Genomic DNA, 25915 nt, shown 5'->3' with positions numbered 1-25915 from the left:
GCTCTTTTTTTTATGTTTTAAATGGGATTTAATTAAATTTAATAATCATTTCACCTAAAATTGGATTCGATAATATTGAGGTATGCTAGTATTAAATCTAGTGAATCTATTATAGGGAAGGGGAACATATGAAAAAGATAATACTAATGTTGTTTTCGTTTTTCGCCTTAATTACTATTTTTTCAACAGTTTCAGTAACAGCAAAACCAGCATTAAAGAAATCTAGCAAGAAAATAATAGTCATCGATCCTGGCCATCAGCAATATGCAAATATTGATGTTGAACCAATTGGACCGGGTGCAATTAAAACAAAGTATAAAGTGACGGATGGTACGCACAGTCCCTATACAAACAAAAAAGAATCTATTCTTACTTTAGAAGCGTCTAAAATGCTTGGCAATACATTAAAAAAACGTGGTTACAAAGTAATTTATACACGTACAAAACAAAATGTGAATATAAGTAATCGTGAACGTGCCAATATTGCTAATAAAAGCAATGCGGACCTCTTTTTACGTATACACGCAGACGGGTCTATCAATAAAAAGGAAAAAGGATTTTCGATTTTAACTCCATCAACTAAAAATCCATACATATCAAAGAGTGTCAATAAAGCGAGTCTAGTAATCTCTAATGAAATTATACAAAAGATAGAAAAGAATAAAAAAGTAAATGATATAAAAGGAATTATTTATCGAGATGACTTATCAGGAGCGAATTGGTCAAAGGTACCTGGTGCGTTGATAGAATTGGGTTACATGACAAATAAAGAAGAGGACAAAAAATTAGCGGATCCATTATATTTAAAAAGTCTTACAAATAGTATAGCGGATGGCGTTGACCAATATATGAAGAAAAAATAACGTTCAATTCTCAAAAGAGTAGCGATAGCTGCTCTTTTTCATTATACTATTGAAGGAGCATATTTCGACATATAGCTAATCACAAGTTGATTTAAATAAATTTCCAAAAGAAAGGTCAAGGTGAAAAAAATGTTTGATCGCCTACAAGCCGTTGAAGATCGTTACGATCGATTAAATGAATTACTTAGCGACCCTGAGATAGTCAACGACTCAAAAAAACTAGCGAAGTTTTCAAAAGAGCAGTCTGATATTAGTGAAACAGTAGAAGTTTATAGAGAATATAAAGAAGTGAAACAACAGTATCAAGATGCAAAAGAAATGTTTGAGGATAAACTAGATCCTGAAATGCGTGAGTTAGTAAAAGAAGAAGTAAATGAATTAGAAGAACAAATTACAAAATTAGAAGACCATCTACGTCTTTTGTTAATTCCGAAAGATCCTAATGACAGTAAAAACGTTATTATGGAAATCCGCGGTGCTGCTGGCGGTGATGAAGCTGCTCTATTCGCAAATACATTATTCCGTATGTATAGTCGATATGCTGAAGCACAAGGCTGGAAAATTGAAGTTATGAATGCCAACCCGACAGAACTTGGTGGCTATAAAGAAATTGTCTTCATGATTAACGGACAAGGCGCATACTCAAAATTCAAATTCGAAAGTGGCGCACACCGTGTACAACGTGTACCAGAAACAGAATCACAAGGACGTGTGCATACGTCAACATCTACTGTAGTTGTAATGCCTGAAGCCGAAGAAGTAGAGTTAGATATAGCTGATAAAGATATCCGAGTTGATATTTATCACGCAAGTGGAGCAGGTGGACAGCACGTCAACAAAACGGCATCAGCTGTTCGTATGACACATATTCCAACAGGCGTAGTTGTTGCAATGCAAGATGAGCGTTCTCAATTAAAAAACCGTGATAAAGCAATGAAAGTATTACGTGCTCGTGTATATGATAAATTACAGCAAGAAGCGCAAGATGAATATAATGCGGAACGTAAATCTGCAGTTGGTACAGGTGACCGTTCAGAGCGTATCCGTACTTATAATTTCCCACAAAACCGAGTAACTGATCACCGTATCGGTTTAACAATTCAAAAGCTTGATCAAATCATTGAAGGTAAGATAGATGAAATCTTCGATGCACTAATCTTAGAAGAACAAGCAAACAAACTTGAAAGCCTAAACGATTAATATGACGAGACAAGTATATGAGGCCCTCAACCGGGCTTCTTCTTTTTTACAAGAAAATGGTCGAGAAGAAGGAGCTGCACGATTACTTTTACAGCATGCATTAAATACATCCTACACAGGATTAATGATCATCATGCGAGATGAAATGACGGATGCGCAGTGGGAAAACTATTTTGACATGATTGAGGAACATAAGAATGGCCGTCCTGTTCAGTATATTACAGGCTCAGAAGAGTTTTACGGTCGTACATTTAAAGTTGATGAATCAGTCCTTATTCCTCGTCCAGAAACAGAAGAATTAATCGTAGAAGCACTAAAACGCATAAAGAAACTATTTTCATCTACAGCTTCCATTCAAATAGCTGATATAGGAACAGGTAGTGGCGCGATTGCTATAACGATGAAAAAAGAAGTACCTCAAGCGACTGTAATCGCAACGGATATTTCTCCTGCAGCAATTGCGACAGCCAAGAATAACGCTAAGCAATTAGATGCCGAAATAATTTTCAGAGAGGGAGATTTAACAGCACCTCTAGTACAAGAACAATGGGATGTTGTGTTATCTAATCCTCCTTATATAGCATTTGATGAAGCGAAGGAAATGTCGGATATCGTTTTAGAACATGAGCCTCATAGTGCATTATTTGCAGAAGAAAGTGGACTAGTTCTGTACCGGAAGCTTGCTGAAAACTTACCACCTCTTATGAAAACACCAAGTTTTATTGGAGTAGAGATTGGTTATAAACAAGGGGAGGCAGTAGCGAAATTTTTCAAAGAAAAATTTCCACAAGCCAAAGTAGAAGTAGTAAAAGATATTAATCAAAAAGATAGAATGATTTTTTGCGAGATTAGTGAATAAAACATCTGAACCCTGTCTATCCTTGTGACAGGGAGGGATTAAGATGATACCAGATTACAAGAATATTAAAATGCCAAAACAAGAAACAAAAACAAAAATGATTCCAGTGCTACAATTTATTGCAGCTCTGCTTTTTATACAAACACTTTTATTTTTACTACCACAGTGGTTTACGCAGGGTACTTCACCAATTGCAGATGCCGATCAAATGCGATTCCGTATTGTTGCAAATAGCAACTCAACACAAGATCAGCTTATTAAACACGATATGTTAAAAGAAATAGAACCTATTATTAAACAGCTAGTTGTCCAAACAAATGGAACGGAAATGGAACAGAATCTAGCAGTAGTGGAGCAGGAAATTCAAAATAAATTATCAGCAAAATTCGGTCAGCAATCGATACAGGTTTCTAGAAAACAAGAATTATTCCCAGCTAAACGCTATGAAGGATTTTTATATCCACAAAACTACTATGATGCACTTGTCGTGACAATTGGTAGTGGTAAGGGGGATAATTGGTGGTGCGCGTTATTCCCAAAAGTATGCTATCGCGAAGAAGAACCAAAAAAACCAGAAGAAACAAAAGAGGAAACACAGAAGTTTTTCATATGGGAATGGTTAAAAGATATCTTCTCATAATAGGTTATGCACAATATTTGTAAAATTGTCCACAATATACACAAAGTTATCAACAAATTGTGTATAACTTTCTGAAAACTCTTGGTTGAAGGGAGATACAGAGATGGAAACTAAACGTCTAAATGTGGACATAAATGTGGATAATGGAAAAAGTTATGCACAAGCTGTGGATTTGTTAAATAATGGAGAGGTAGTCGCTTTTCCCACGGAAACTGTATATGGTTTAGGTGCAGTTGCTACGGATGAAGAAGCCGTAAAGAAAATTTTTGCGGCAAAAGGTCGGCCTTCCGATAATCCACTTATCGTTCATATTGGTACTTTCGAAGAACTAGAAAATTACGTCGACCATATTTCGCAAAAAGCAAAACTTTGTATGGAAGCGTTTTGGCCAGGTCCTCTAACGATGATTTTCAAAGCGAAACCAAATGTACTTGCTACTAGTGTTACAGCTAACTTGGATACAGTGGGGATTCGTATGCCTGATCATGCAGTTGCATTACAATTACTCCGACAATTAAGGAAGCCAGTAGCTGCTCCAAGCGCGAATAGGAGTGGTAAGCCTAGTCCGACAGAAGGTATCCATGTTGAAGAAGACTTAAATGGAAGTATCCCTCTGATTTTGGATGGAGGCATTACAGGAATTGGTGTTGAGTCAACTGTACTAGATCTTACATTAGACATGCCTGTTATTTTACGTCCAGGTGGCGTCACGAAAGAAATGTTAGAAGCTGTTGTTGGTCCGGTTTCCCAACCGTCGCATACAGAACAAAATAGTGGCAAAGCACCAAAAGCACCGGGCATGAAGTATACTCACTACGCTCCAAATGCTCCCGTCTATTTGATCGATAAGGAAGAAAAAACAATTGCTATGGCTCTTGAGACTCTACATCAAAAAGGACTTAAGGTGGCGTTACTAGCCCCAGAAAATTTAAGCCACCTAGCAGCTGATTGGTTTTTTACACTTGGTCAAAAGGATACAAATGAAGAGATGGCAGTTAATCTATATCATGCTTTACGCTCTTGCGATGCAACAACAGCGGATCTTGTTCTTGCTACAACTACTTCAACAGAAGGTGTCGGTGCAGCAATTATGAATCGCCTCGAGAAGTCAGCAGGAGGTAAATGGTATTCAGCAGATATTCAGATTTAACTGAGGGCGAATTTATCTAGTGGAAACTATTAAATAATTTCTGATATTAAGCTGTTCTTTCTATATAAAAGGGAGAACAGCTTTTTGTATATTGATGAACGAGAAAAAAGAGATATAAGTAATATTGGTATGGGACAGAATTACACTTTAAAAGTGAAGCAACACATCTGAAAGCTAGCATAAAGCTGAACATCCCTTGCATATCGTAAAGAGATATCCAAAAGCAAGGGGGAACAGCGTGCAGGAAATAATAGCAGGCGTAATTACAGCGTTAGATGTACTCGCCCTATTTCTTATTTTACCGAAGGTTCGTTTTCGATTTGCCCTTTCCTGTTGGACAGCCGGTCTCCATGTTTTATTTCCACTAATCGGTTTTTATGTAGGGGAATGGGCTGCCCAATATTTAATTACAATTGCCAAGATGCTCTCCGGTGCATTACTCAGTTTGATAGGTCTACAACTCCTATTATCAGCTAGAGTTAAAGAGCCACCCAATCTCTCTCCTATATTATTAGCGGTTACTGCAAGTCTTGATACCTTTTCAGTTAGCGTATCTTTTGGTATGCTTCAACTACAGAAGAGTTTATTTATTATGAGTACAGGTATAACAACTTTTATCTTTTCTTACATCGCTTTATCAATAAAAAGAAAAACACCAGCGAATTTAGGTATAATGTTACAGATAATAGCGGGCGTTGCATTACTTTTAATGGGGATATTATCTATATTTTAAGAATTATATGGAACATTATTACTACTATGATATATAATGAGGAATGAGGGTGCGTAATGAATATTTATTTTATATGTACTGGAAACACTTGTAGAAGTCCAATGGCAGAAGCAATTTTAAAAGCAAAGAAATTAGATAATTTTGAGGTTCGTTCAGCGGGTATTTTCGCAATGCCTGGTGGTGAAATTTCAGAGAATGCTAAAGTGGTGTTATCAGAGGCAAATATATTTACAGAACATGTTTCAAAACAAATTGAAGCAGAGGATTTAGAGTGGGCTAATCTAATTTTGACGATGACATCAGCTCATAAAGAAATGATTTTGCAGGCTTTTCCATCCATCTCTGATAAAACATTTACATTGAAAGAATACATTGTGCCATATGGCTCTTATGATGTTTCGGATCCATTTGGAGGAGATGTCCATTTGTATCGACAAACTTTCCAGGAGTTAAATAAATTAATTGATGCACTCGAAACGAAATTATCGGAGGGCTAACGATGAATAAACGAAGTGTGAAGCATTCTTTTGGATTGAGAAAGCAACTCGTATTATTTGTATCAATTTTAGCAATCATCACGTATTCAACTAGTTTAATTTTTATCGAATATATTCAACCACAATTTTTCCCAAATATTAATCGGTTAATATTTGAAATTATTACGTATGCATTAGGTATTTTATGGTCTGGTATTTTAGCGGCAGCGTTTAGTTCATTTATTATTAAGCCATTGCAAAATTTAGAGGCTGCTACAAACCGCGCAGCAGAAGGCTACATAGGAGAAGATGTAGATTTACCAAGATCAAATGACGAGATAAGAGCGCTGGCAGTAGCGTTTCAGTCTATGCTCGAAAATCTGCGTAAAATGGTAGATAGTATTGATCAAAATTTCCAATCGACTAACGAAACAGTTCTAAGTTTATCGAAGGAAACTGAAAATGCAGCAAGTCAAGCAGAGGCAGTTTCTCTTACAATTGCACAAATTTCTGAAGGTGCAGAAAACTCAGCGGTATCTATTCAGCAAACAGCAGAGGCGCTTGAAGATGTTCGGGTTATAGCTAAGGAAGTTAATGGCCGTGCAGAATTATCCTCGAAACATTCTGAGCGTATGATGAAAGAATTAACATTTACAACGAAGAAAATTGAAGAACTTGTTTCAGGTATAAAAAAAATTGTTTCAGGCAACAAAGACGCACTAGGAAATATCCATCAACTCGAAAGTAATGCAAAACAAGTTGAACGCATTATCCAATTGGTTGGAGATATTGCCGCACAAACAAATTTATTGGCATTAAATGCGTCAATTGAAGCTGCGCGTGCTGGCGAGCATGGTAAAGGCTTTGCGGTTGTTGCTGAAGAAGTACGTCAACTGGCAGACCAAAGTGCAGAAGCTGTACAAGGTATTACGGGATTAATCCAAACGATGCAATCAGATGTACATAATGTTGTGGAACAAATGACTTCTCAAGTAGCTTTTGCAGTAAAAGAAGTAGAGAGAGTGTCAGAAACAACAAATGCTGTAGAAGGAATGACATCAATCGTTCATGAAATGGCAGACTCGGTCGTTGAGATTTCTCGATTTGTGGAAAAACAATTGCATAATATTGAAACGACTGCTCATCAATCTCAAGAAGTAGCTGCTATAGCTCAACAAACATCTGCTGGTGCACAAGAAGTTCGAAGTGTAACTGAGGAGCAAGCTAGGTCAATTGAAGAAATTGATCAACTATCTAAGCATTTGAAAATGCAGTCAGAAGAGTTGTATAAAATGATACTGCAATTTGACCGCTCGTAATCATTGATTTGTACATAATGACTATCACGAAAGCCTTAATGGGGTTATTGTGATAGTTTTTTACTTTTAAAGAATGTATATTTTAGTTTAAAATAACACTTACTATGTTATAGCTCAATAATAGGTTGAACGAATTTTCAGATTTTGTATATCAAAAGAAATTTCAATGAGAAATCCATTGAAATCCGAATTTAATTCATGATAACAATGTTTTATATTCGGTAATTGGTGTATAAAGTCTGTGAAAAGAACTATAGAAAGAAGAATATTCGTGTTTATATTTAGTACTTTTATTTAAATACTGTGAAAAATATGTCTTTCTATAGCTAGAAGTGGTAAACTATTGTTGAATAAAATTATCGAAAAGAGGGAACCCATTGAAAATTGCGATTTCATCAGACCATGGTGGCAACAATTTACGAAAAGAGATTATGACACTGCTAGAAGAGCTAGGCATAAACTACGACGATTTTGGACCACAAACCTCTGATTCAGTTGATTATCCTGACTATGCACTACCAGTTGCAGAAGGCGTAGCAAGTGGAAAGTATGATCGAGGTATTTTAATTTGTGGAACAGGCATAGGTATGTCTATCGCAGCTAACAAAGTGAAAGGTATTCGATGTGCATTAGTTCATGATTTATTCAGTGCAAAAGCAACTAGATGCCATAACAATTCAAACGTGTTAGCAATGGGAGAACGTGTAATTGGCCCAGGACTTGCACTTGAAATTGTGCGAACTTGGTTATCTACAGAATTTGAAGGTGGTCGTCACGAACGCCGCGTTGAAAAACTTGCAGAGATTGAAAACGACTAAGAAGGTCATAAAGTGAACTTACAACAAATAACAGATCAACTACAACAGCTTCTAACTGAGTTAGAGCAACAAGTAACATTCCGTAAGGGACAACTCTTTGTTGTTGGTTGCTCAACTTCAGAAGTCAAAGGACAAAAAATCGGTACAGCTGGTGGTTTAGAAATAGCAGAAGCATTGTACAAACCATTACATGCATTTGCTGAAAATCACGGATTATCTTTAGTATTCCAAGGTTGCGAGCATCTCAACCGTGCTTTAACTTTAGAACGTAAAGTAGCAGAAGACTACCGACTTGAGCCGGTTTCAGTTATTCCTGCCCAAACAGCAGGGGGCTCTATGTCGACTTACGTATATAATCAGCTTGTAGATCCGGTCGTTGTGGAAGAAATACAAGCACATGCTGGTATAGATATTGGTCAAACATTAATTGGCATGCACTTAAAAAGAGTGGCAGTTCCTGTTCGTACTTCCGTAACCCATATAGGTGAGGCAGTTGTGACAGTTGCGATAACACGCCCCAAATTAATTGGTGGCGAAAGAGCAGTTTATAAAAAGGACTAGATTACAGGGGGAATATGTATAATGATCAAACTTGCAGCACTAGACACAGCAGTATTTGAAGCAATGGAAGCAGAAAAAGCACGTCAGCAAGCTAATATTGAATTGATTGCATCTGAAAATATCGTTTCAGAAGCTGTAATGGAAGCACAAGGTTCAGTATTAACAAACAAATATGCTGAAGGTTATCCTGGCAAACGTTATTACGGTGGATGTGAACACGTGGATGTTGTTGAAAACATCGCACGTGACCGTCTAAAAGAAATTTTCGGTGCAGAATATGCTAATGTTCAACCACACTCAGGTGCACAAGCGAACATGGCTGTATACTTCACAATCCTTGAGCAAGGCGACACGGTATTAGGTATGAACTTATCTCATGGTGGTCACTTAACTCACGGTAGCCCTGTAAACTTCTCAGGCGTACAATATAATTTCGTAGAGTATGGCGTTACAGAAGATACAAATGTAATTGACTATGAAGACGTTCGTCAAAAAGCGCTTGAGCATAAACCAAAATTAATCGTTGCAGGTGCATCTGCATACCCTCGCCAAATTGACTTTGCTAAATTCCGTGAAATTGCTGATGAAGTAGGCGCGTATTTCATGGTAGACATGGCGCACATCGCAGGTTTAGTTGCTGCTGGTGAACATCCAAACCCAGTACCATATGCTGATTTCGTAACGTCTACAACACACAAAACTTTACGTGGACCTCGTGGGGGACTTATTCTTTGTAAAGAAGAATTTGGCAAAAAAATCGATAAATCGATCTTCCCAGGAATCCAAGGTGGTCCTTTAATGCATGTCATCGCAGGTAAAGCAGTAGCCTTCGGTGAGGCACAACAACCAGAATTCAAAGAATACATTGGACAAGTTGTGAAAAACGCAAAAGTATTCGGTGAAGCACTTCAAGCAGAAGGCATTAAATTAGTATCAGGTGGAACAGATAACCACTTACTATTATTAGATGTTCGTTCTATGGGGTTAACTGGTAAAGTTGCAGAAGCATTGCTTGATGAAGTACAAATTACGGCAAACAAAAACACAATTCCTTACGAAACTGAAAGTCCATTCGTAACTTCAGGAGTTCGTGTTGGTACAGCTGCAGTTACTTCTCGTGGTTTCAAAGAAGATGATATGAAAGAAGTTGCTTCAATTATTGCATCTGTTCTTAAAAACCCAGAAGATGAAGTGATTAAAGCTGAAGCACAAAAACGTGTTGCAGCATTAACTACTAAACATCCACTTTACGTATAATTAAATAGATTACCAAATTATAATAATAGTCGAAGCTACTTTTGTTCATTCAAAAGTAGCTTTTTTAATACTTGATTTCTAAAACAGAATTCACCTTGTGAAGGTGAAGCATAATTGATAATATTAGTACCTTTTTCAATTGTCCGTTCGAATATTCTATTAGATGATGATTTCCCATGATATCGATCTAGGGAGATGTTGAAACATTCCCAAAAAGTGATTATAAAGCGGTTAAGTTATGTAATTGGACAAGGTTACTATTTTAATAAGCCATTAACACTAGAACGAGCAGATGAATCACACAACAAAATGTTACAAATTAAAAAAACGCAATGGACTCATAGTCAAACTGCGTTTTTCTGTTATAATAATCAAGATAAATAAAAGTAGGGAGAGGAACACATTGGGTAAAGTATACGTATTTGACCATCCACTAATTCAACATAAGCTAACATACATTCGTGACAAAAATACAGGAACGAAAGAATTCCGCGAGCTTGTAGACGAAGTAGCAACACTTATGGCATTTGAAATCACTCGTGATTTACCATTAGAAGAAATTGAAATTGATACACCAGTAACAACAGCTAAAACAAAAGTATTATCAGGTAAGAAGATGGCTATTGTTCCAATTCTACGCGCTGGTATCGGTATGGTAGATGGAGTATTAAAACTAATCCCTGCTGCAAAAGTAGGTCATATCGGATTATATCGTGATCCACAAACCTTAAAACCAATCGAGTATTATGCAAAACTTCCTGCTGATGTAGAAGAACGTGATTTCATCATCGTTGATCCAATGTTAGCAACTGGTGGTTCTGCAATTGAAGCAATTAACTCATTGAAAAAACGTGGCGCTAAAAGCATTAAATTCATGTGCTTGATCGCAGCTCCTGAAGGTGTACAAGCTATTCATGATGAGCATCCAGAAATCGATATTTATATCGCAGCACTTGACGAAAAATTAAACGACCATGGTTATATTATTCCTGGTTTAGGTGATGCTGGAGACCGTTTATTCGGTACAAAATAATGTGAAGGTGGTGCAAGGTCATTGCGTAAAAAATGGAAAGTGATGACTATTTTTGGAACAAGACCAGAGGCCATTAAAATGGCTCCCCTCGTTTTAGAATTACAAAAACATTCAGATCAAATCGAAACAATTGTGACAGTGACAGCTCAACATCGACAAATGCTCGACCAAGTGCTGGATACATTCAAAATTACGCCAGATTATGATTTGAACATCATGAAGGATCGCCAAACACTTGTTGATGTCACAACTAGAGGGCTAGAAGGTTTAGACCGAGTGATGAAAGAAGCTAAACCGGACATCGTATTAGTTCATGGGGATACGACCACAACATTTATCGCAAGCCTCGCAGCCTTTTATAACCAAATTGCAATAGGTCACGTTGAAGCTGGACTTCGAACAGGTGACAAATACTCCCCATATCCAGAAGAGATGAATCGTCAGCTTACGGGTATTATGGCAGATATTCATTTTGCACCAACTGAGCAGTCTAAACAAAACCTATTGAAAGAAAATAAAGCAAATAGCACGATTGTAGTTACAGGTAATACTGCAATTGATGCATTAAAAACAACTGTTAACACAACCTACAGTCATCCAGTGCTTGAACAAATTGGACAAGATCGTATGATTTTACTAACTGCACATCGCAGAGAGAATCTAGGCGAACCGATGCGCCATATGTTTAAAGCTATAAAAAGACTATTAGTAGAGCATAGTGATATACAAGTTGTTTATCCCGTTCATATGAACCCAGCTGTCCGCGAAATTGCCAATGAAATACTTGGAGACGAAGCGAAAGTTCATTTGATTGAACCACTTGAGGTTTTTGATTTTCATAATTTCGCTGCTAAATCATACATGATTTTAACAGACTCAGGTGGCGTGCAAGAAGAAGCGCCTTCCTTAGGGAAGCCGGTTCTTGTTCTTCGTAATACGACAGAACGTCCCGAAGGAATTGAAGCAGGTACTTTGAAATTAGCAGGTACGGAAGAAGAAACTATTTATAGCTTAGCAAAAGAGCTTTTAATAGAAGAAAATACGTATAATGCTATGGCACAAGCTTCAAATCCATATGGTGACGGATTTGCCTCAAAAAGAATTGTCGAAGCATTACTGACCTATTTGGAAAAGTGAAGTCAATAATTTATTGAAACTACCTTATAATTTGTTATAAGCAATTTGTAAGGTAGTTCTATTTCTGTCTATAAATAGATGATAATTTAATTTAAGTCAATATTGTTGTAAATTTGTCGACAATTTGACAAGGTTACTACCTTTGTGAAGTTTTTCACTCTAACCAATTGACATGAAATATTCACTATTGTATGCTAACTAAGGGTAAGAATGATAAGGGTTCCTTAACTGTAAAGAATCTACAATTACTTGAAATATCAAGTTTCTACTAGACTTACAGTTTGGGCATAATTTGTAAATTCGTACGGTATTGTGCATCATTTTTGGTGTCCTTATATGCGGTGGTTCTCCATTAAAAGCTTATCTCTCACATTTAATATGGATTCCGATTCATCTCTTTATGAGAGTAGATTACGGCTTCCGCCTCCGCTAGTAGTTTTAAATGACTACTTATCCGGCATCCAACCGGTGGTCAGCTATTACTTCCGTCATTCGAAAATAAGATTCAGGAGATCAAAGACCAATGCTAGAATTACATCAGATTTTTGCTAAGCAGAAAAGAATGCTATTTTTTTTGCTCGCATTTTGTGCGTTAGGATGGGCTTTTACGCCATATCAAACAGTATTCGCTGGTCTCGCATTAGGTGCGCTTTTTGGTCATTATAACTTTTGGATTCTAGTCCGAAGAATGGAACGATTTGATCGCTCTATTAACGAAGGAAAGAAAGTGGCATCACTAGGTTCGGCTTTTCGCTTTGCATCAGGTATTGCTGCAGTAGCGGTTGCTACCATGTTGCCAAAGTATTTTCATTTAATTAGCACGGTCATTGGGCTAATGATTCCGTACGTTCTGCTTTTAGTAGACAGGATCGTATTTCATGTAAAATACCAATAAACGCATTTGAAAGAGAGGTGAATGCAAAGTGCAACATGAAAATCCACATTTTGAATTGTGGGGACTAGGATTTAACCCAGGTAATGTTTTAATGTTAGTCGTAGCGGCGTTAATAGTTTTCTTAATTGCTTTTATTTCGACACGAAACTTAAAATTGAAACCAACAGGCATGCAAAACTTTATGGAGTGGGTTATGGACTTCGTAAAGAATATTATTGGCAGCAACATGGACTGGAAAACAGGTGGTAAGTTCCATATACTTGGAATCACGCTGATTATGTTCATCTTCGTTGCGAATATGCTTGGTCTTCCGTTCTCAGTCGTAATTCATGGAGAATTATGGTGGAAATCACCAACAGCAGATCCAATCGTTACTATGACACTTGCGGTTATGATAATTGTATTATCTAACTACTATGGTGTTAAAGCGAAAGGATTCAAAGGGTATCTTGGAAGTTTCGCTCAACCGATGGCTTTCTTATTCCCATTGAAAATTATTGAAGAGTTCGCAAATACGTTAACTCTTGGTCTACGTCTTTACGGTAACATCTATGCAGGTGAGATTCTTTTAGGATTACTTGCAAGTATGGGGACGCTTTGGGGAGGATTAGGTTTCTTCGCAGCAGTAGTTCCAACAATGATTTGGCAAGGTTTCTCGATCTTTATCGGTGCAATCCAATCATTTATTTTCGTTATGTTAACAATGGTTTACATGTCTCACAAAGTGAGCGAAGACCATTAAGTATAAAATGCTTAACTTAATAAGTTAAGTAGCTGACACACAAAAAACTTTATATTTCCAAGGAGGAAAAATTTCAATGGTAGGTTCAGTTGGTTTATTAGCAGCAGCAATCGCAATCGGTTTAGGTGCACTTGGTGCAGGTATTGGTAATGGTATGATCGTTTCAAAAACAGTAGAAGGTATCGCTCGCCAACCAGAAGCACGTGGCGTTCTTCAAACAGTAATGTTCATCGGGGTAGCATTAGTTGAGGCCCTTCCGATCATCGCTGTAGTAGTAGCTTTCATCGTAATGAACAAATAATCGTCTTTAATTGTTTTATAAAAAAATGGCGAAGAGACTTTTCGATAAAGGAAAACTTCGCCATTCCTTTATGTCTTTAAGGCATAATATTCCTTTAGACAATACATCTTACTAAGATTCAATCATATAAGATTTGAACTCTAAGCTCTTGAAGGGAGTGAAACAATCGTGTTTTTAGACTATCTAGTACTAGGAAATTCTTCTGAATTTATTAATGGTGGAGATATCCTTGTAACGTTAGCAGTTTTCATTATCCTAATGTTCGCTTTGAAAAAAGTGGCGTGGGGTCCATTGATGGGAATCATGCAACAACGTGAAGAATTAGTTGCTAGTGAAATCGAGTCAGCTGAAAAGAGCCGTCAAGAATCACAACAACTTTTAGAAGATCAACGCAGCCTTCTTAAAGAAGCGCGTGTAGAAGCACAAACGATTGTTGAAAACGCGAAGAAACAAGGCGACTTGCAAAAAGAAGAAATTATTTCTGCTGCTCGCGCTGAAGCATTGCGTTTGAAAGAATCAGCTGTGCGTGATATCGAGACTGAAAAAGAGAAAGCTATTGCTGCTGTTCGTGGAGAAGTGGTTTCACTATCTGTACTTGCTGCATCTAAAGTTCTTGAAAAACAAGTCTCAGTAGAAGAGAATCGTGCTCTAATTGAAGAAACGATTGCGAAGGCAGGGGAAACTCTATGAGTCAATCGACTGCAGCGAGTCGCTATGCCAAAGCATTGTTCCAATTGGCACAAGAAAAACAATTACTAACTGAAGTAAGTTCTGACTTACGTGAAGTGAAAGTTGTTTTCGAGGAGAACAAAGGGGTATTCCAACTTTTAGATTCTCCAAAATTAGAAGACAAAGAAAAGAAAGAACTTGTTTCTAAAGTATTTGCTTCTGTCCAACCAATCATTGTGAATGCAATTAAAGTCTTAATTGATAAAAAACGTATTCATGAAGTAGTAAGTGTGATTGAAGAGTTTATCCGTTTTGCTAATGATACGCAAGGTGTAGCAGATGCAATCGTATACACTACTCAACCTCTTACAGAAGATGAAACACAACGCATTTCTACGGCATTCGCTCGTAAAGTGGGTAAAAATACACTTAATATTACAAACGAAATCGATCCATCTTTAATTGGTGGAGTTCGACTTCAGATCGGTAACCAAATTTTTGACAGCAGTATTTCACACAAACTAGCTGGCTTAAAACGCACGTTAATCGGTTAATTATAAAGAATTTGAGAGGTGAGAAACATGGGCATCAAAGCTGAAGAAATCAGTGGACTTATTAAGCAGCAGATGGAGAATTACCAATCTGCAATGGAAGTTAGCGAGGTAGGTACAGTTATCACAGTTGGTGACGGTATCGCTCGTGCTCATGGCCTCGACAACGTCATGGCTGGAGAATTGCTTGAGTTCTCTACTGGTGTACTTGGTATGGCACAAAACTTGGAAGCGAACAACGTAGGTATCGTTATCCTTGGACCAACTAAAGGCATCAATGAAGGCGATGAAGTGCGTCGTACTGGCCGTATTATGGAAGTACCAGTTGGTGAAGAATTGATCGGTCGTGTTGTCAATTCACTAGGTCTTCCTGTTGATGGTTTAGGACCAATCAACACTACAAAATCTCGTCCAATCGAAAGCCCTGCTTTCGGAGTAATGGATCGTAAATCAGTACACGAACCATTACAAACAGGTATTAAAGCGATTGACGCATTAGTTCCAATCGGTCGTGGCCAACGTGAGTTAATCATCGGTGACCGTCAAACTGGTAAAACTGCTGTTGCAATCGATACAATTTTAAACCAAGCAGACCAAGATATGATTTGTATCTATGTTGCTATCGGTCAAAAAGAATCTACTGTTCGTGGCGTAGTTGAAACACTTCGTCAACACGGTGCACTAGATTACTCAATCGTTGTAACTGCATCTGCATCTCAACCATCTCCATTATTATACCTAGCTCCTTATGCTGGTATCTCAATGGCAGAAGAGTTCATGTTACAAGGTAAACATGTATTAATCGTATATGATGATTTATCTAAACAAGCATCTGCTTACCGTGAACTTTCATTACTTCTTCGCCGTCCGCCAGGTCGTGAAGCATATCCTGGGGATGTATTCTACTTACACAGCCGCTTATTAGAACGTGCTGCTAAGTTGAATGAAAAATATGACTGTGGTTCAATCACAGCACTTCCATTCGTTGAAACACAAGCAGGGGATATCTCAGCTTACATTCCAACAAACGTAATTTCTATTACGGATGGACAAATTTTCTTACAATCTGATCTATTCCACTCAGGTGTACGTCCAGCGATCAACGCAGGTCTTTCTGTATCACGTGTAGGTGGTTCAGCTCAAATTAAAGCAATGAAAAAAGTTGCGGGTACACTACGTCTTGACTTAGCTGCATTCCGTGAGCTTGAATCATTCGCTCAATTTGGTTCTGACCTAGATAAAGCTACTTCAGCTAAATTAGAACGTGGTAAACGTACTGTAGAAGTTCTAAAACAAGAACTTCACAAACCTATTAAAGTTGAAAAACAAGTTACAATTCTATATGCACTAACAAAAGGATACTTAGATGATATTCCTGTACAAGATATCGTTCGTTTCGAAAACGAATTATACGCTTGGTTAGATGCAAATGACGAAAGCCACAAAAACGTTTTAAATCATATCCGTACTACTCAAGGACTTCCATCTGATGAAGACATGGCAGAAACTTTAAATGCTTTCAAAAAAACTTTTGCTAAATCAGAATAAGATCTGATAGTTTTACGTCAATATAAAATAAACGGTAAGGTGGTGAAATACCAGTGGCATCATTACGCGACATAAAAAAACGTATCACATCGACTAAAAGCACAAGTCAAATCACGAAAGCGATGCAGATGGTTTCTTCTTCTAAAATGACACGTGCTGAAGCAAATGCTAAAGCTTACGTTCCATATATGGAGAAAATTCAGGATGTTGTAGCTGCAATTGCAGCAGGTACTCCAGACGGTTCACACCCGATGTTAGTATCTCGTCCAGTTAAGAAAACGGCTTATTTAGTTATTACTTCTGACCGTGGTCTTGCAGGTGGTTATAACAGTAACGTAATTCGTACTGCTAAAAACGCTATGGATGAACGACACAACTCTAAAGATGAGTTTGTTATCATCGCTATCGGCCGTATGGCAAGTGAATTCTTTGCGAAACGTGGATATAACGTAGTAGATGAAGAAATTGGTCTACCTGACCAACCTTTATTTGCTGACATTAAACAAATCGCTCGTAAGGCTGTTGGTATGTTCACTGATGGTACATATGATGAACTTTATATGTACTACAGCCACTTTGTCAGTGCCATTCAACATGAACCAACTGAGAAAAAGGTACTGCCAATTACAGACATCGCAGCATCAAGCACAACTGCATCTTATGAATTCGATCCATCTGGTGAAGCAATTCTTGAAGTATTGTTACCACAATACGCAGAGAGCTTAATTTATGGTGCGTTGCTCGACGGTAAAGCTAGTGAACATGCTTCACGTATGACAGCAATGAAGAGCGCAACCGATAATGCAAACGAACTTATTAGTTCATTAACACTTGTATATAACCGTGCACGACAAGCGGCTATTACACAAGAAATTACAGAAATCGTTGGTGGAGCTGCAGCCTTAGAATAGGTGCTCACCAGCTTCTGTAATGCAAGTACGATAGGAGGGGAAAAGTATGAAAACAGGACACGTTCTTCAAGTAATGGGTGCCGTTGTTGACGTTCAATTCGACAACTCATCATTACCGGAAATTTACAACGCGCTTACTGTAGAAATTAAACGCCCTGGTGAAGAGCCTCAAACACTTACTCTTGAAGTAGCACTTCACCTAGGAGACAATGCTGTCCGCACGATTGCTATGTCATCTTCAGATGGCTTACAACGTGGCGCAGTAGTAACAGACCTTGGTTCTCCAATCTCAGTTCCAGTTGGTGACATCACTCTTGGACGTGTATTCAACGTACTTGGTGAAACAATCGATTTAGCGGAAGAAATTCCAACAACTGAGCGCCGTGATCCAATTCACCGCGAAGCACCAACATTTGAAAACCTTTCAACTCAAGTTGAAATCCTTGAAACAGGTATCAAAGTAGTAGACTTATTAGCACCATATATTAAAGGTGGTAAAATTGGTCTATTCGGTGGTGCCGGTGTAGGTAAAACTGTATTAATCCAAGAACTTATTAACAACATCGCTCAAGGACACGGTGGTATCTCCGTATTCGCAGGTGTAGGTGAACGTACTCGTGAGGGTAACGATTTATTCTTCGAAATGAGCGACTCAGGCGTTATTAAGAAAACAGCAATGGTATTCGGTCAAATGAACGAGCCACCAGGCGCACGTATGCGTGTAGCTTTATCTGGTCTTACTATGGCTGAATATTTCCGTGATGAACAAGGTCAAGACGTACTTCTATTCATCGATAACATTTTCCGTTTCACTCAAGCAGGTTCTGAGGTTTCTGCGTTATTAGGTCGTATGCCTTCTGCCGTAGGTTATCAACCAACTCTTGCTACTGAAATGGGTCGTTTACAAGAACGTATTACGTCAACAAACAAAGGTTCTGTAACTTCTATCCAAGCGATCTATGTACCAGCCGATGACTATACTGACCCGGCTCCGGCTACAACTTTCGCCCACTTAGATGCAACTACTAACCTTGAGCGTAAACTTTCTGAAATGGGTATCTACCCAGCGGTTGATCCATTGGCTTCAACTTCTCGTGCACTATCACCAGATATCGTTGGTGTTGAACACTATGAAGTTGCTCGTCAAGTTCAACAAACTTTACAACGTTACAACGAATTACAAGATATCATCGCTATCTTAGGTATGGATGAATTATCTGATGAAGATAAATTAACAGTTGACCGCGCTCGTCGTATTCAATTCTTCTTATCTCAAAACTTCCACGTAGCGGAACAATTCACTGGTCAAAAAGGTTCTTATGTACCTGTTAAAGAAACTGTTAAAGGTTTCCGTGAAATTCTTGAAGGTAAATATGACAAATTACCAGAAGATGCATTCCGTCTAGTTGGTCGTATTGAAGAAGTTATCGAAAAAGCGAAAAGTATGGGTATTGAACTTTAATACTAGGGACGAGGAGGAAAAAATATGAAGACCATAAAAGTCAACATTGTCACTCCCGACGGCCCAGTATACGATTCAGAAGTCAACATGGTGATTGCTAAAACTGTAACGGGTGAGATGGGTATTTTACCTGGTCACATCCCTACAGTTGCGCCACTAGTAGTAGGTGCTGTACGTCTGGATTCAGACAAGCAAACTGAATTAGTAGCAGTTAGCGGCGGTTTTGTTGAAATTCGTCCTGATAAAGTAACGATTTTAACTCCTTCAGCTGAAACAGCAAGCTCAATCGATCTTGCTCGTGCAAAAGAAGCGTTAAATCGCGCTGAACAGCGACTACAAAGTAAACAAAGCGGCATTGATTTCAAGCGCGCTGAACTTGCACTTAAACGCGCTATGAACCGTATCAACGTTAAAGAGGGTAACATCTAATCTTTATAAATTAGAAATGCGGGCAGAATTTTTCTGCCCGCTTTTTTAAGATTTATTAAAAAGGAGATGAGAAGTGTGGATATAACAGCATCAATTGGTCAAAATGCACTAATTAGCATTATTTCACATATATTTTTTATAGGGATCTCATTCTATGCATTACAAGCAATTATGTTTGAAAAAGTATTTAAAAAGAACCACGTGTTTCAAATACAGTTGCTATTTATTTTATTAAGTATCGCAATTGGATCATCTGTTTCGAATTTTTTCTTAACATTTTCTGGATGGTCAAGTCAGCTTCCATATCTCTTTGAGTAACTTGTTGTATATGGAAAACCAATCATAATATAATATTTCTAGATTATCGGTCATTTTGACAAGATACGCTAAAAATTTTGAACTCTTACAGAGGGAACGCTTTCATTATTGCTGGTAATTTGTTATGGTTGACTTTGTGAGTGTATATTATTATTTTTCCATATAGAATAATCATTACCCAGGAAATATTTTGTGGAAATTTGTTTTATTTAGATAATAAATGGGTAAATAAAATGGGCGTCCAGTTTTCTAAAATCAGACACCATTTGCGCTAACTTTGCGTAAAGTATAATGTCTATAGTTAATTGTTATCACTTAATTAAATAGTTTGTTGGATACTTGCCATTAGGCAAAAAAACAGGTAACATGTTATATGCTTTGCTTACTAATTATTGACATCAAACAATAGAAATTTATCGACTGAAATATATAATAAATGGATACATGGGTTCGGAGGGACAAATGGTGGAGAAAATCATTGTTAAAGGCGGTAATACCTTAACTGGTAACGTTCGAGTTGAAGGGGCAAAAAATGCCGTATTACCTATATTGGCGGCTACATTACTTGCGTCAAAAGGAAAAAATATTATTAAAAATGTGCCAAATTTGGCCGATGTGTATACAATCGATGAAGTATTAAAAAGTTTAAATGTGGAATTATCATTTTCACCTGAAACAAACACAGTAGAAATTGATGCAACTAAACAATTATCATCTGAAGCACAATTTGAATATGTACGTAAAATGAGAGCTTCAATATTAGTAATGGGACCTCTATTAGCACGTAATGGCTTTGCCCGCGTAGCTATGCCGGGTGGTTGTGCAATCGGATCACGTCCAATTGATCAACATCTAAAAGGCTTTGAACTAATGGGTGCGAAAATCTCAATGGGACACGGCTATGTCGAAGCAACAACTGAAGGACGCTTACACGGAGCTAAAATTTATTTAGACTTCCCAAGCGTAGGTGCTACGGAGAATATCTTAACTGCTGCAGCTTTAGCAGATGGTACAACATTTATCGAAAATGCTGCTAAAGAGCCAGAAATAGTGGATTTAGCTAACTTTATTAATGAGATGGGTGGTAAAGTTGTTGGCGCTGGTACTGACACAATCCGTGTAGAGGGCGTTAAAGAACTATATGGTACAACTCATTATATTATTCCTGATCGTATTGAAGCTGGTACATTTATGGTAGCAGCGGCGATTACAGGTGGAGATGTACTAATTGAAAATGCCATTGCTGAACATATGACAGCACTTGTCGCGAAAATGCGTGAAATGGGTGTTGAAATTACTGAAGAAGGCGAAGGTTTACGTATTCGTTCAAACGGAACTTTAAAAGCTGTAGATATTAAAACAATGCCACATCCAGGTTTCCCAACAGATATGCAATCTCAATTAATGGCTTTAATGTTGAAAACAACTGGTACGGGTGTTATTACTGAAACAGTATTTGAAAATCGTTTTATGCACGTTGAAGAGTTCAGACGCATGAATGCTTCTGCAAAAATTGATGGTCGTTCTGTTATTATTGATGGCCCATGTGAGTTACAAGGTGCAGAAGTTGCTGCGACAGATTTACGAGCTGCAGCAGCACTTATTCTTGCAGGATTAGTAGCTGAAGGAATTACGCGTGTTTCTGAACTGCATCACTTAGATCGTGGATATGTTAATTTCCATAAAAAGCTTGCCGCTTTAGGCGCTGATATTGAAAGAGTATCGACGATTGAAAAAGCATCTGTAGAATTTCAAACAAATTAAACTAGCATAATACTAAACGTTTAAGAGCTTAATTGCTCTTGAACGTTTTTTTCGTATAACGACGAATGCCTCAGCATAGAATGGCATATGAAAAAAATCCTTCTAATACCCATCAGCCTTTTTATCGTCATCCTTTTGTTTGTGCTACCGATTGTTAGTATGCATTTTTATCCTAAAAATTTCACAAACGTATCTACTACGCAACAGACTCAGAAAAAACAACAAGAAAACGAGCCGCCTTGTGAAGTTTACATTACTGTGGAAGGAATTAAAGACCCCCTACCCCTGGAACAATATATCGCTGGAGTTATATCAGCTGAAATGCCCTCTAGCTTCCACTTAGAGGCGCTTGAGGCACAAGCTATAGCTTCACGCACATTTGTCCTTAAAGTCACGGAGAATGGCCAGAAAGCGATAAAACCGAGTGTTCTCCATCAAGTCTTTGAGTCAAAACAGCAAAGAAAGAAAAAATGGGGAGTAAATTTCAATAAGAACGAGAAAAAAATACAACAAGCTGTAGCTACTACAGCAGGTGAAATTCTCACTTATAATGGTGAATTAATCACGGCTATGTTCTTTTCAACAAGCAATGGTAAAACAGAAAGTGCAGAAGAATACAGTGGACAAGATATTCCGTATTTACAAACAGTTACTGTAGAAGGCGAAAAAGAATTGTCTCCAAATTACATTCAAAACACAGACTTTTCTCTACCACAGTGGAATACTGCCTTCAATTTTCAATGGTCAGCTGAACAACTAAACGCTATTAAACTAACGAGAAACAGTTCTAATCGTGTTCAAACGATGCAAGTAGGAAGTTACAGTTGGACAGGCCGGGAAATCCGAGAAAAGCTTAATATACCTTCTACGGACTTCACAATTTATTGGAAACCAGCTCAAAATAAAATAACTGTTACAACAGTAGGGTACGGCCACGGAGTAGGCATGAGCCAATACGGTGCGGAGGCTTTGGCGCGGGAGGGGGTCCAAGCAAAGGACATCTTAAAGCACTTTTATAAGAAAGCTTCTATTACTTCCATAAAAAATAATAAAAACATATGTTTAAACTGAAGCGTTATTGTCTAGAATGACGTTGAGGTGATGACAATGAGGGAAGAAAACAGACCAAACCCTTCTCCGAAAAAAGGTAGTGTCACAACAAAGCGTTGGTTTTGGCCTACTATTTATGCAAGTTTTTCAATTCTGTTAGTAGGGCTTGTTTGGGGATATAGTGCTTATACAAACTCAGACACTAACAACGCTACGAATTTAGCAAGTAAAGGCGAGACAGGTACATCAGTTGAAACAAATGCTAAGGCAGAGTCTATGAAATACCCATTCCAACAGGATCTTTTAGATGAAGTAGCAATCGTACAAGACTTTTACGATGTCGAAGCAGATGAAAAAACGAGAGAAGGCGCATTGCTTGTGTTCAATCAAACGTTCACAACAAGCAACGGTATCTCACTTTCAGTTGATGGGAAACCATTTGAAGTATTATCAGTTATGAGCGGTAATGTTGAGGAAGTGAAGATGGATCCATTCATCGGCAACGAAATCGTTATTGCACATCCAAATGGTACAACGACGAAATATAGCTCTTTAGGCGATATCAAAGTTAAAAAGGGCGACAAAGTTTCACAAGGACAAGTACTTGGTAAAACAATCGAAAATGAGTGGAATCCAACAGCGGGTAATCACTTATACTTCGAAGTTTTGGAAGAAGGGGTTAATGTTAACCCTAAAAAACTCTTAGCTTTTTAAATTTAGCTGAATAATGTCATTTATCAACGAAATAAGGAATGCTTAGTTCTTAAAAGCTCCAAGCAAACATAAGTTTAAGAAACGTTCGTACATTGTGGAAAGGAAGAGAATGTGCACGAACATATTCGCAACCGCTGTTTGAAACTTGGGTTTATGTTGAAAGAAACGAGGCAAACCGTAAGAGCGATGGCACAAATTACAGGCTATTCAAAAAGCACTATTCATAAAGACTTAACAGAACGTCTCAATGAAGTAAATGAAGAGTTGGCCAAGGAAGTTAGTGAAATTCTGGCGTACCATAAATCGGTACGTCACATACGAGGTGGAGAGGCTACAAGGAAAAAATGGTTAGCCCGACAATCGACTATGGAGAAGGCATCGAAGTAGGCAATATGCTTCGATGTCTTTTTACGTTATTAGGGAATGAAAAAGCGAATCTAGATTGAAAGAAATCCTTTAAAAAGCCGTTCAAATAAGCTATCCCCATAAAATATGTAGATGTAATTTCCCCCTTGATATGATAAAATATTCTAGATAATTACATATATAAATCGTACGATAAATGCTGTTATGTGAAGGAAGGGGAAAGTTCCATGTTTTCTAAGGATATTGGGATTGATTTAGGAACTGCTAATGTATTAATCCATGTTAAAGGTAAAGGGATCGTTTTAAATGAACCATCGGTTGTAGCGATAGATAAAAATACAAACAGAGTACTTGCTGTTGGGGAAGAAGCACGTAAGATGGTAGGGAGAACACCAGGCAATATTATTGCGATCCGACCATTAAAAGACGGTGTAATTGCTGATTTTGATATTACCGAAGCGATGTTAAGACATTTTATAAGTAAATTAGATGTTAAAGGATTTCTCTCAAAGCCTCGTATTTTAGTTTGTTGTCCAACTAATATTACAAGTGTAGAACAAAAGGCTATTCGTGAAGCAGCAGAGAAATCTGGTGGTCGTAATGTCTTCTTAGAAGAAGAGCCAAAAGTAGCTGCTATCGGAGCTGGGATGGATATTTTCCAACCAAGTGGGAATATGGTTGTTGATATTGGTGGAGGCACTACAGATGTTGCTGTGCTATCAATGGGGGATATCGTTACTTCTGAATCCATTAAGGTTGCAGGAGATGTATTCGATAATGATATCTTACAATATATTAAAAAAGAGTATAAGTTACTAATTGGGGAACGTACAGCCGAATCAATCAAAATGACGATCGGTACAGTTTATGCTGGTAGTCGAGAAGATGAGATGGACATTCGAGGACGAGACATGGTAACAGGTTTACCAAGAACAATTACAATTGGTTCTGCTGAAATTGAAAAGTCTTTACGTGAATCGATTTCAATGATTGTACAAGCAGCTAAAAATGTATTAGAAAAAACACCCCCTGAACTATCAGCAGATATTATTGACCGCGGTATTATGATTACTGGTGGTGGAGCATTATTGCACGGTCTTGACCAATTATTAACGGACGAATTGAAAGTACCAGTACTCTCTGCAGAGAATCCTATGAACTGTGTTGCTGAAGGAACAGGCATTATGCTCGACAATATGGACAAAGTATCAAAACATATTTGATTTGTAGCCGAAATAAAGAAAGTATAGAAATCGCATATACTTTAATTTATTGATGAAAGGGTGATTGCAATGTTTCGTGGGTTTTATACAGTAGCTACAGGAATGATTGCGCAACAGCGACGTACTGAATTACTGTCAAATAATATTACCAATGCCAACACACCAGGTTATAAAGCAGACCAATCTACAATTCGTTCTTTCCCAGATATGCTTATGTCGCGTATGACGAAGTCAGGTACGAATTTAGAGAGTGGACTAAATACAACAGCCAATAATCAGATTGGTGCATTAAATGCAGGCGTATATATGCAAGAAACATTACCAGACTATTCACAAGGTCAAATAACAGCCACTGATTTAACTACTGATGTTGCTTTAGTTGATAACCAATTACCGACAGATGCAGAAACAGGCGCTAAAGGTGCAATATTCTTCCGGTTAGAGCATCCTACAGAAGGCGAAACGTATACACGTAACGGTAATTTCACTTTAGATCCACAAGGCTACTTAACAAACGCACAAGGTCTTTATGTTTTATCGGATAGAGGTCAGCGTATACAGTTGCAAAATGATGATTATCAAATTATGGATGACGGTCGTATTATCGGCGCTGGAGAGCAAGAAGTAGCACGTATCGGCGTATCATACGCAGCACAGCCAGATACACTTCAAAAGCAAGATAACGGACTATATCGTACATACAACGGTGAAGATTTACCATCTGCATACACAGTAAATGGCGTTAGCTTTAATTTAAAACAAGGTTATATTGAACGCTCAAATGTTGATGCTAGTAAAACGATGACAGAAATGCTGACAGCTTACCGTGCATTCGAAGCAAATCAAAAGGTATTACAGGCCTATGATCGTAGTATGGACAAAGCCGTTAACGAAATTGGAAAAGTGTAACAGAAACAGTATTTTTG

Annotated in this window: 30 protein-coding genes; all 30 read left to right on the top strand. The window is 37.8% G+C overall.

Annotated features, from left to right (window positions below; translation table 11 throughout):
• Positions 1-128 precede the first annotated feature (128 nt).
• Positions 129-863, top strand: coding sequence for an N-acetylmuramoyl-L-alanine amidase family protein (locus AMD00_RS15505; protein ID WP_053417901.1), 735 nt, complete (start codon positions 129-131; stop codon positions 861-863).
• 129 nt (positions 864-992) lie between these two features.
• Positions 993-2063 (top strand): peptide chain release factor 1, encoded by a 1071-nt coding sequence (gene prfA / locus AMD00_RS15500; RefSeq protein WP_053417900.1) that lies wholly within the window; start codon positions 993-995, stop codon positions 2061-2063.
• Between the two features lies 1 nt (position 2064).
• Positions 2065-2922: a peptide chain release factor N(5)-glutamine methyltransferase gene (prmC, locus tag AMD00_RS15495; protein ID WP_053417899.1), complete on the top strand. Its 858-nt coding sequence runs from the start codon at positions 2065-2067 to the stop codon at positions 2920-2922.
• A 43-nt stretch (positions 2923-2965) separates the two neighbouring features.
• Positions 2966-3562 carry a stage II sporulation protein R gene (locus tag AMD00_RS15490; protein WP_053417898.1) on the top strand — a complete coding sequence of 199 codons (597 nt, stop codon included), beginning with the start codon at positions 2966-2968 and terminating at the stop codon, positions 3560-3562.
• A gap of 103 nt (positions 3563-3665) precedes the next feature.
• A complete protein-coding gene (locus AMD00_RS15485) occupies positions 3666-4712 on the top strand; it encodes an L-threonylcarbamoyladenylate synthase (protein WP_053417897.1) in 1047 nt (348 codons plus the stop codon).
• A gap of 238 nt (positions 4713-4950) precedes the next feature.
• The gene (locus AMD00_RS15480; RefSeq protein ID WP_053417896.1) at positions 4951-5445 is read left to right on the top strand and encodes a manganese efflux pump; all 495 of its coding nucleotides are present in this window, start codon (positions 4951-4953) and stop codon (positions 5443-5445) included.
• A 56-nt stretch (positions 5446-5501) separates the two neighbouring features.
• Entirely contained in the window at positions 5502-5942 is a 441-nt protein-coding gene (locus AMD00_RS15475; RefSeq protein ID WP_053417895.1) for a low molecular weight protein arginine phosphatase, read from the top strand.
• A gap of 2 nt (positions 5943-5944) precedes the next feature.
• Positions 5945-7240, top strand: coding sequence for a methyl-accepting chemotaxis protein (locus tag AMD00_RS15470; RefSeq protein ID WP_053417894.1), 1296 nt, complete (start codon positions 5945-5947; stop codon positions 7238-7240).
• 377 nt (positions 7241-7617) lie between these two features.
• Positions 7618-8058, top strand: coding sequence for a ribose 5-phosphate isomerase B (gene rpiB, locus AMD00_RS15465; protein ID WP_053417893.1), 441 nt, complete (start codon positions 7618-7620; stop codon positions 8056-8058).
• Between the two features lie 12 nt (positions 8059-8070).
• Positions 8071-8619: a TIGR01440 family protein gene (locus AMD00_RS15460; protein WP_053417892.1), complete on the top strand. Its 549-nt coding sequence runs from the start codon at positions 8071-8073 to the stop codon at positions 8617-8619.
• Positions 8620-8640: 21 nt separating this feature from the next.
• Positions 8641-9876 carry a serine hydroxymethyltransferase gene (gene glyA, locus AMD00_RS15455; RefSeq protein ID WP_053417891.1) on the top strand — a complete coding sequence of 412 codons (1236 nt, stop codon included), beginning with the start codon at positions 8641-8643 and terminating at the stop codon, positions 9874-9876.
• A 216-nt stretch (positions 9877-10092) separates the two neighbouring features.
• Complete coding sequence (locus AMD00_RS23585) at positions 10093-10260, top strand: hypothetical protein (protein ID WP_169786367.1); 168 nt, start codon at positions 10093-10095, stop codon at positions 10258-10260.
• Between the two features lie 19 nt (positions 10261-10279).
• On the top strand, positions 10280-10909 hold the full coding sequence (upp, locus tag AMD00_RS15450) for a uracil phosphoribosyltransferase (RefSeq protein WP_053417890.1): 630 nt from the start codon (positions 10280-10282) through the stop codon (positions 10907-10909).
• Between the two features lie 21 nt (positions 10910-10930).
• Positions 10931-12046, top strand: coding sequence for a non-hydrolyzing UDP-N-acetylglucosamine 2-epimerase (gene wecB / locus AMD00_RS15445; protein WP_053417889.1), 1116 nt, complete (start codon positions 10931-10933; stop codon positions 12044-12046).
• A 523-nt stretch (positions 12047-12569) separates the two neighbouring features.
• The gene (locus AMD00_RS15440; RefSeq protein WP_053417888.1) at positions 12570-12941 is read left to right on the top strand and encodes an ATP synthase subunit I; all 372 of its coding nucleotides are present in this window, start codon (positions 12570-12572) and stop codon (positions 12939-12941) included.
• 28 nt (positions 12942-12969) lie between these two features.
• Positions 12970-13683, top strand: a complete 714-nt coding sequence (gene atpB, locus AMD00_RS15435; RefSeq protein ID WP_053417887.1) for a F0F1 ATP synthase subunit A — start codon at positions 12970-12972, stop codon at positions 13681-13683.
• Positions 13684-13759: 76 nt separating this feature from the next.
• Positions 13760-13984 (top strand): F0F1 ATP synthase subunit C, encoded by a 225-nt coding sequence (gene atpE, locus AMD00_RS15430; RefSeq protein WP_053417886.1) that lies wholly within the window; start codon positions 13760-13762, stop codon positions 13982-13984.
• Positions 13985-14152: 168 nt separating this feature from the next.
• Complete coding sequence (atpF, locus tag AMD00_RS15425; RefSeq protein WP_053417885.1) at positions 14153-14674, top strand: F0F1 ATP synthase subunit B; 522 nt, start codon at positions 14153-14155, stop codon at positions 14672-14674.
• Positions 14671-15207 (top strand): F0F1 ATP synthase subunit delta, encoded by a 537-nt coding sequence (locus tag AMD00_RS15420; RefSeq protein ID WP_053417884.1) that lies wholly within the window; start codon positions 14671-14673, stop codon positions 15205-15207. Before atpF ends, AMD00_RS15420 begins: the two co-directional genes overlap by 4 nt.
• A 27-nt stretch (positions 15208-15234) precedes the next feature.
• On the top strand, positions 15235-16752 hold the full coding sequence (gene atpA / locus AMD00_RS15415) for a F0F1 ATP synthase subunit alpha (RefSeq protein WP_053417883.1): 1518 nt from the start codon (positions 15235-15237) through the stop codon (positions 16750-16752).
• Positions 16753-16805: 53 nt separating this feature from the next.
• On the top strand, positions 16806-17663 hold the full coding sequence (atpG, locus tag AMD00_RS15410; RefSeq protein WP_038180030.1) for an ATP synthase F1 subunit gamma: 858 nt from the start codon (positions 16806-16808) through the stop codon (positions 17661-17663).
• Between the two features lie 46 nt (positions 17664-17709).
• A complete protein-coding gene (atpD, locus tag AMD00_RS15405) occupies positions 17710-19125 on the top strand; it encodes a F0F1 ATP synthase subunit beta (protein ID WP_053417882.1) in 1416 nt (471 codons plus the stop codon).
• A 24-nt stretch (positions 19126-19149) separates the two neighbouring features.
• Entirely contained in the window at positions 19150-19554 is a 405-nt protein-coding gene (locus tag AMD00_RS15400; protein WP_053417881.1) for a F0F1 ATP synthase subunit epsilon, read from the top strand.
• Between the two features lie 81 nt (positions 19555-19635).
• Positions 19636-19872 carry a DUF1146 family protein gene (locus AMD00_RS15395; RefSeq protein ID WP_370588367.1) on the top strand — a complete coding sequence of 79 codons (237 nt, stop codon included), beginning with the start codon at positions 19636-19638 and terminating at the stop codon, positions 19870-19872.
• Between the two features lie 465 nt (positions 19873-20337).
• Complete coding sequence (murA, locus tag AMD00_RS15390) at positions 20338-21636, top strand: UDP-N-acetylglucosamine 1-carboxyvinyltransferase (RefSeq protein ID WP_053418323.1); 1299 nt, start codon at positions 20338-20340, stop codon at positions 21634-21636.
• An 87-nt stretch (positions 21637-21723) separates the two neighbouring features.
• Positions 21724-22707: a stage II sporulation protein D gene (spoIID, locus tag AMD00_RS15385; protein ID WP_083446250.1), complete on the top strand. Its 984-nt coding sequence runs from the start codon at positions 21724-21726 to the stop codon at positions 22705-22707.
• A gap of 36 nt (positions 22708-22743) precedes the next feature.
• Entirely contained in the window at positions 22744-23400 is a 657-nt protein-coding gene (locus AMD00_RS15380; protein ID WP_053417879.1) for a M23 family metallopeptidase, read from the top strand.
• A gap of 111 nt (positions 23401-23511) precedes the next feature.
• Positions 23512-23787 (top strand): sporulation transcriptional regulator SpoIIID, encoded by a 276-nt coding sequence (locus AMD00_RS15375; protein WP_038180010.1) that lies wholly within the window; start codon positions 23512-23514, stop codon positions 23785-23787.
• 206 nt (positions 23788-23993) lie between these two features.
• A complete protein-coding gene (gene mreB / locus AMD00_RS15370) occupies positions 23994-24989 on the top strand; it encodes a rod shape-determining protein (RefSeq protein ID WP_053417878.1) in 996 nt (331 codons plus the stop codon).
• 69 nt (positions 24990-25058) lie between these two features.
• Positions 25059-25898 carry a flagellar hook-basal body protein gene (locus AMD00_RS15365; RefSeq protein WP_053417877.1) on the top strand — a complete coding sequence of 280 codons (840 nt, stop codon included), beginning with the start codon at positions 25059-25061 and terminating at the stop codon, positions 25896-25898.
• The last annotated feature ends 17 nt before the right edge of the window (positions 25899-25915 follow it).

The organism is Viridibacillus arvi (assembly GCF_001274945.1).
GTDB classification, from domain to species: domain Bacteria; phylum Bacillota; class Bacilli; order Bacillales_A; family Planococcaceae; genus Viridibacillus; species Viridibacillus arvi.
Note: the sequence above shows the minus strand (reverse complement) of the source record. Positions and strands in the feature narration are given on the sequence as shown.

Coding starts and splice junctions, on each gene's coding strand:
- AMD00_RS15440 (WP_053417888.1), top strand. CDS start 12,570: ATGCTAGAATTACATCAGATTTTTGCTAAGCAGAAAAGAATGCTATTT.
- AMD00_RS15400 (WP_053417881.1), top strand. CDS start 19,150: ATGAAGACCATAAAAGTCAACATTGTCACTCCCGACGGCCCAGTATAC.
- spoIID (WP_083446250.1), top strand. CDS start 21,724: ATGAAAAAAATCCTTCTAATACCCATCAGCCTTTTTATCGTCATCCTT.
- AMD00_RS15505 (WP_053417901.1), top strand. CDS start 129: ATGAAAAAGATAATACTAATGTTGTTTTCGTTTTTCGCCTTAATTACT.
- AMD00_RS15485 (WP_053417897.1), top strand. CDS start 3,666: ATGGAAACTAAACGTCTAAATGTGGACATAAATGTGGATAATGGAAAA.
- atpE (WP_053417886.1), top strand. CDS start 13,760: ATGGTAGGTTCAGTTGGTTTATTAGCAGCAGCAATCGCAATCGGTTTA.
- mreB (WP_053417878.1), top strand. CDS start 23,994: ATGTTTTCTAAGGATATTGGGATTGATTTAGGAACTGCTAATGTATTA.
- AMD00_RS15475 (WP_053417895.1), top strand. CDS start 5,502: ATGAATATTTATTTTATATGTACTGGAAACACTTGTAGAAGTCCAATG.
- AMD00_RS15380 (WP_053417879.1), top strand. CDS start 22,744: ATGAGGGAAGAAAACAGACCAAACCCTTCTCCGAAAAAAGGTAGTGTC.
- prmC (WP_053417899.1), top strand. CDS start 2,065: ATGACGAGACAAGTATATGAGGCCCTCAACCGGGCTTCTTCTTTTTTA.
- AMD00_RS15470 (WP_053417894.1), top strand. CDS start 5,945: ATGAATAAACGAAGTGTGAAGCATTCTTTTGGATTGAGAAAGCAACTC.
- AMD00_RS15365 (WP_053417877.1), top strand. CDS start 25,059: ATGTTTCGTGGGTTTTATACAGTAGCTACAGGAATGATTGCGCAACAG.
- AMD00_RS15420 (WP_053417884.1), top strand. CDS start 14,671: ATGAGTCAATCGACTGCAGCGAGTCGCTATGCCAAAGCATTGTTCCAA.
- atpD (WP_053417882.1), top strand. CDS start 17,710: ATGAAAACAGGACACGTTCTTCAAGTAATGGGTGCCGTTGTTGACGTT.
- prfA (WP_053417900.1), top strand. CDS start 993: ATGTTTGATCGCCTACAAGCCGTTGAAGATCGTTACGATCGATTAAAT.
- atpA (WP_053417883.1), top strand. CDS start 15,235: ATGGGCATCAAAGCTGAAGAAATCAGTGGACTTATTAAGCAGCAGATG.
- glyA (WP_053417891.1), top strand. CDS start 8,641: ATGATCAAACTTGCAGCACTAGACACAGCAGTATTTGAAGCAATGGAA.
- AMD00_RS15490 (WP_053417898.1), top strand. CDS start 2,966: ATGATACCAGATTACAAGAATATTAAAATGCCAAAACAAGAAACAAAA.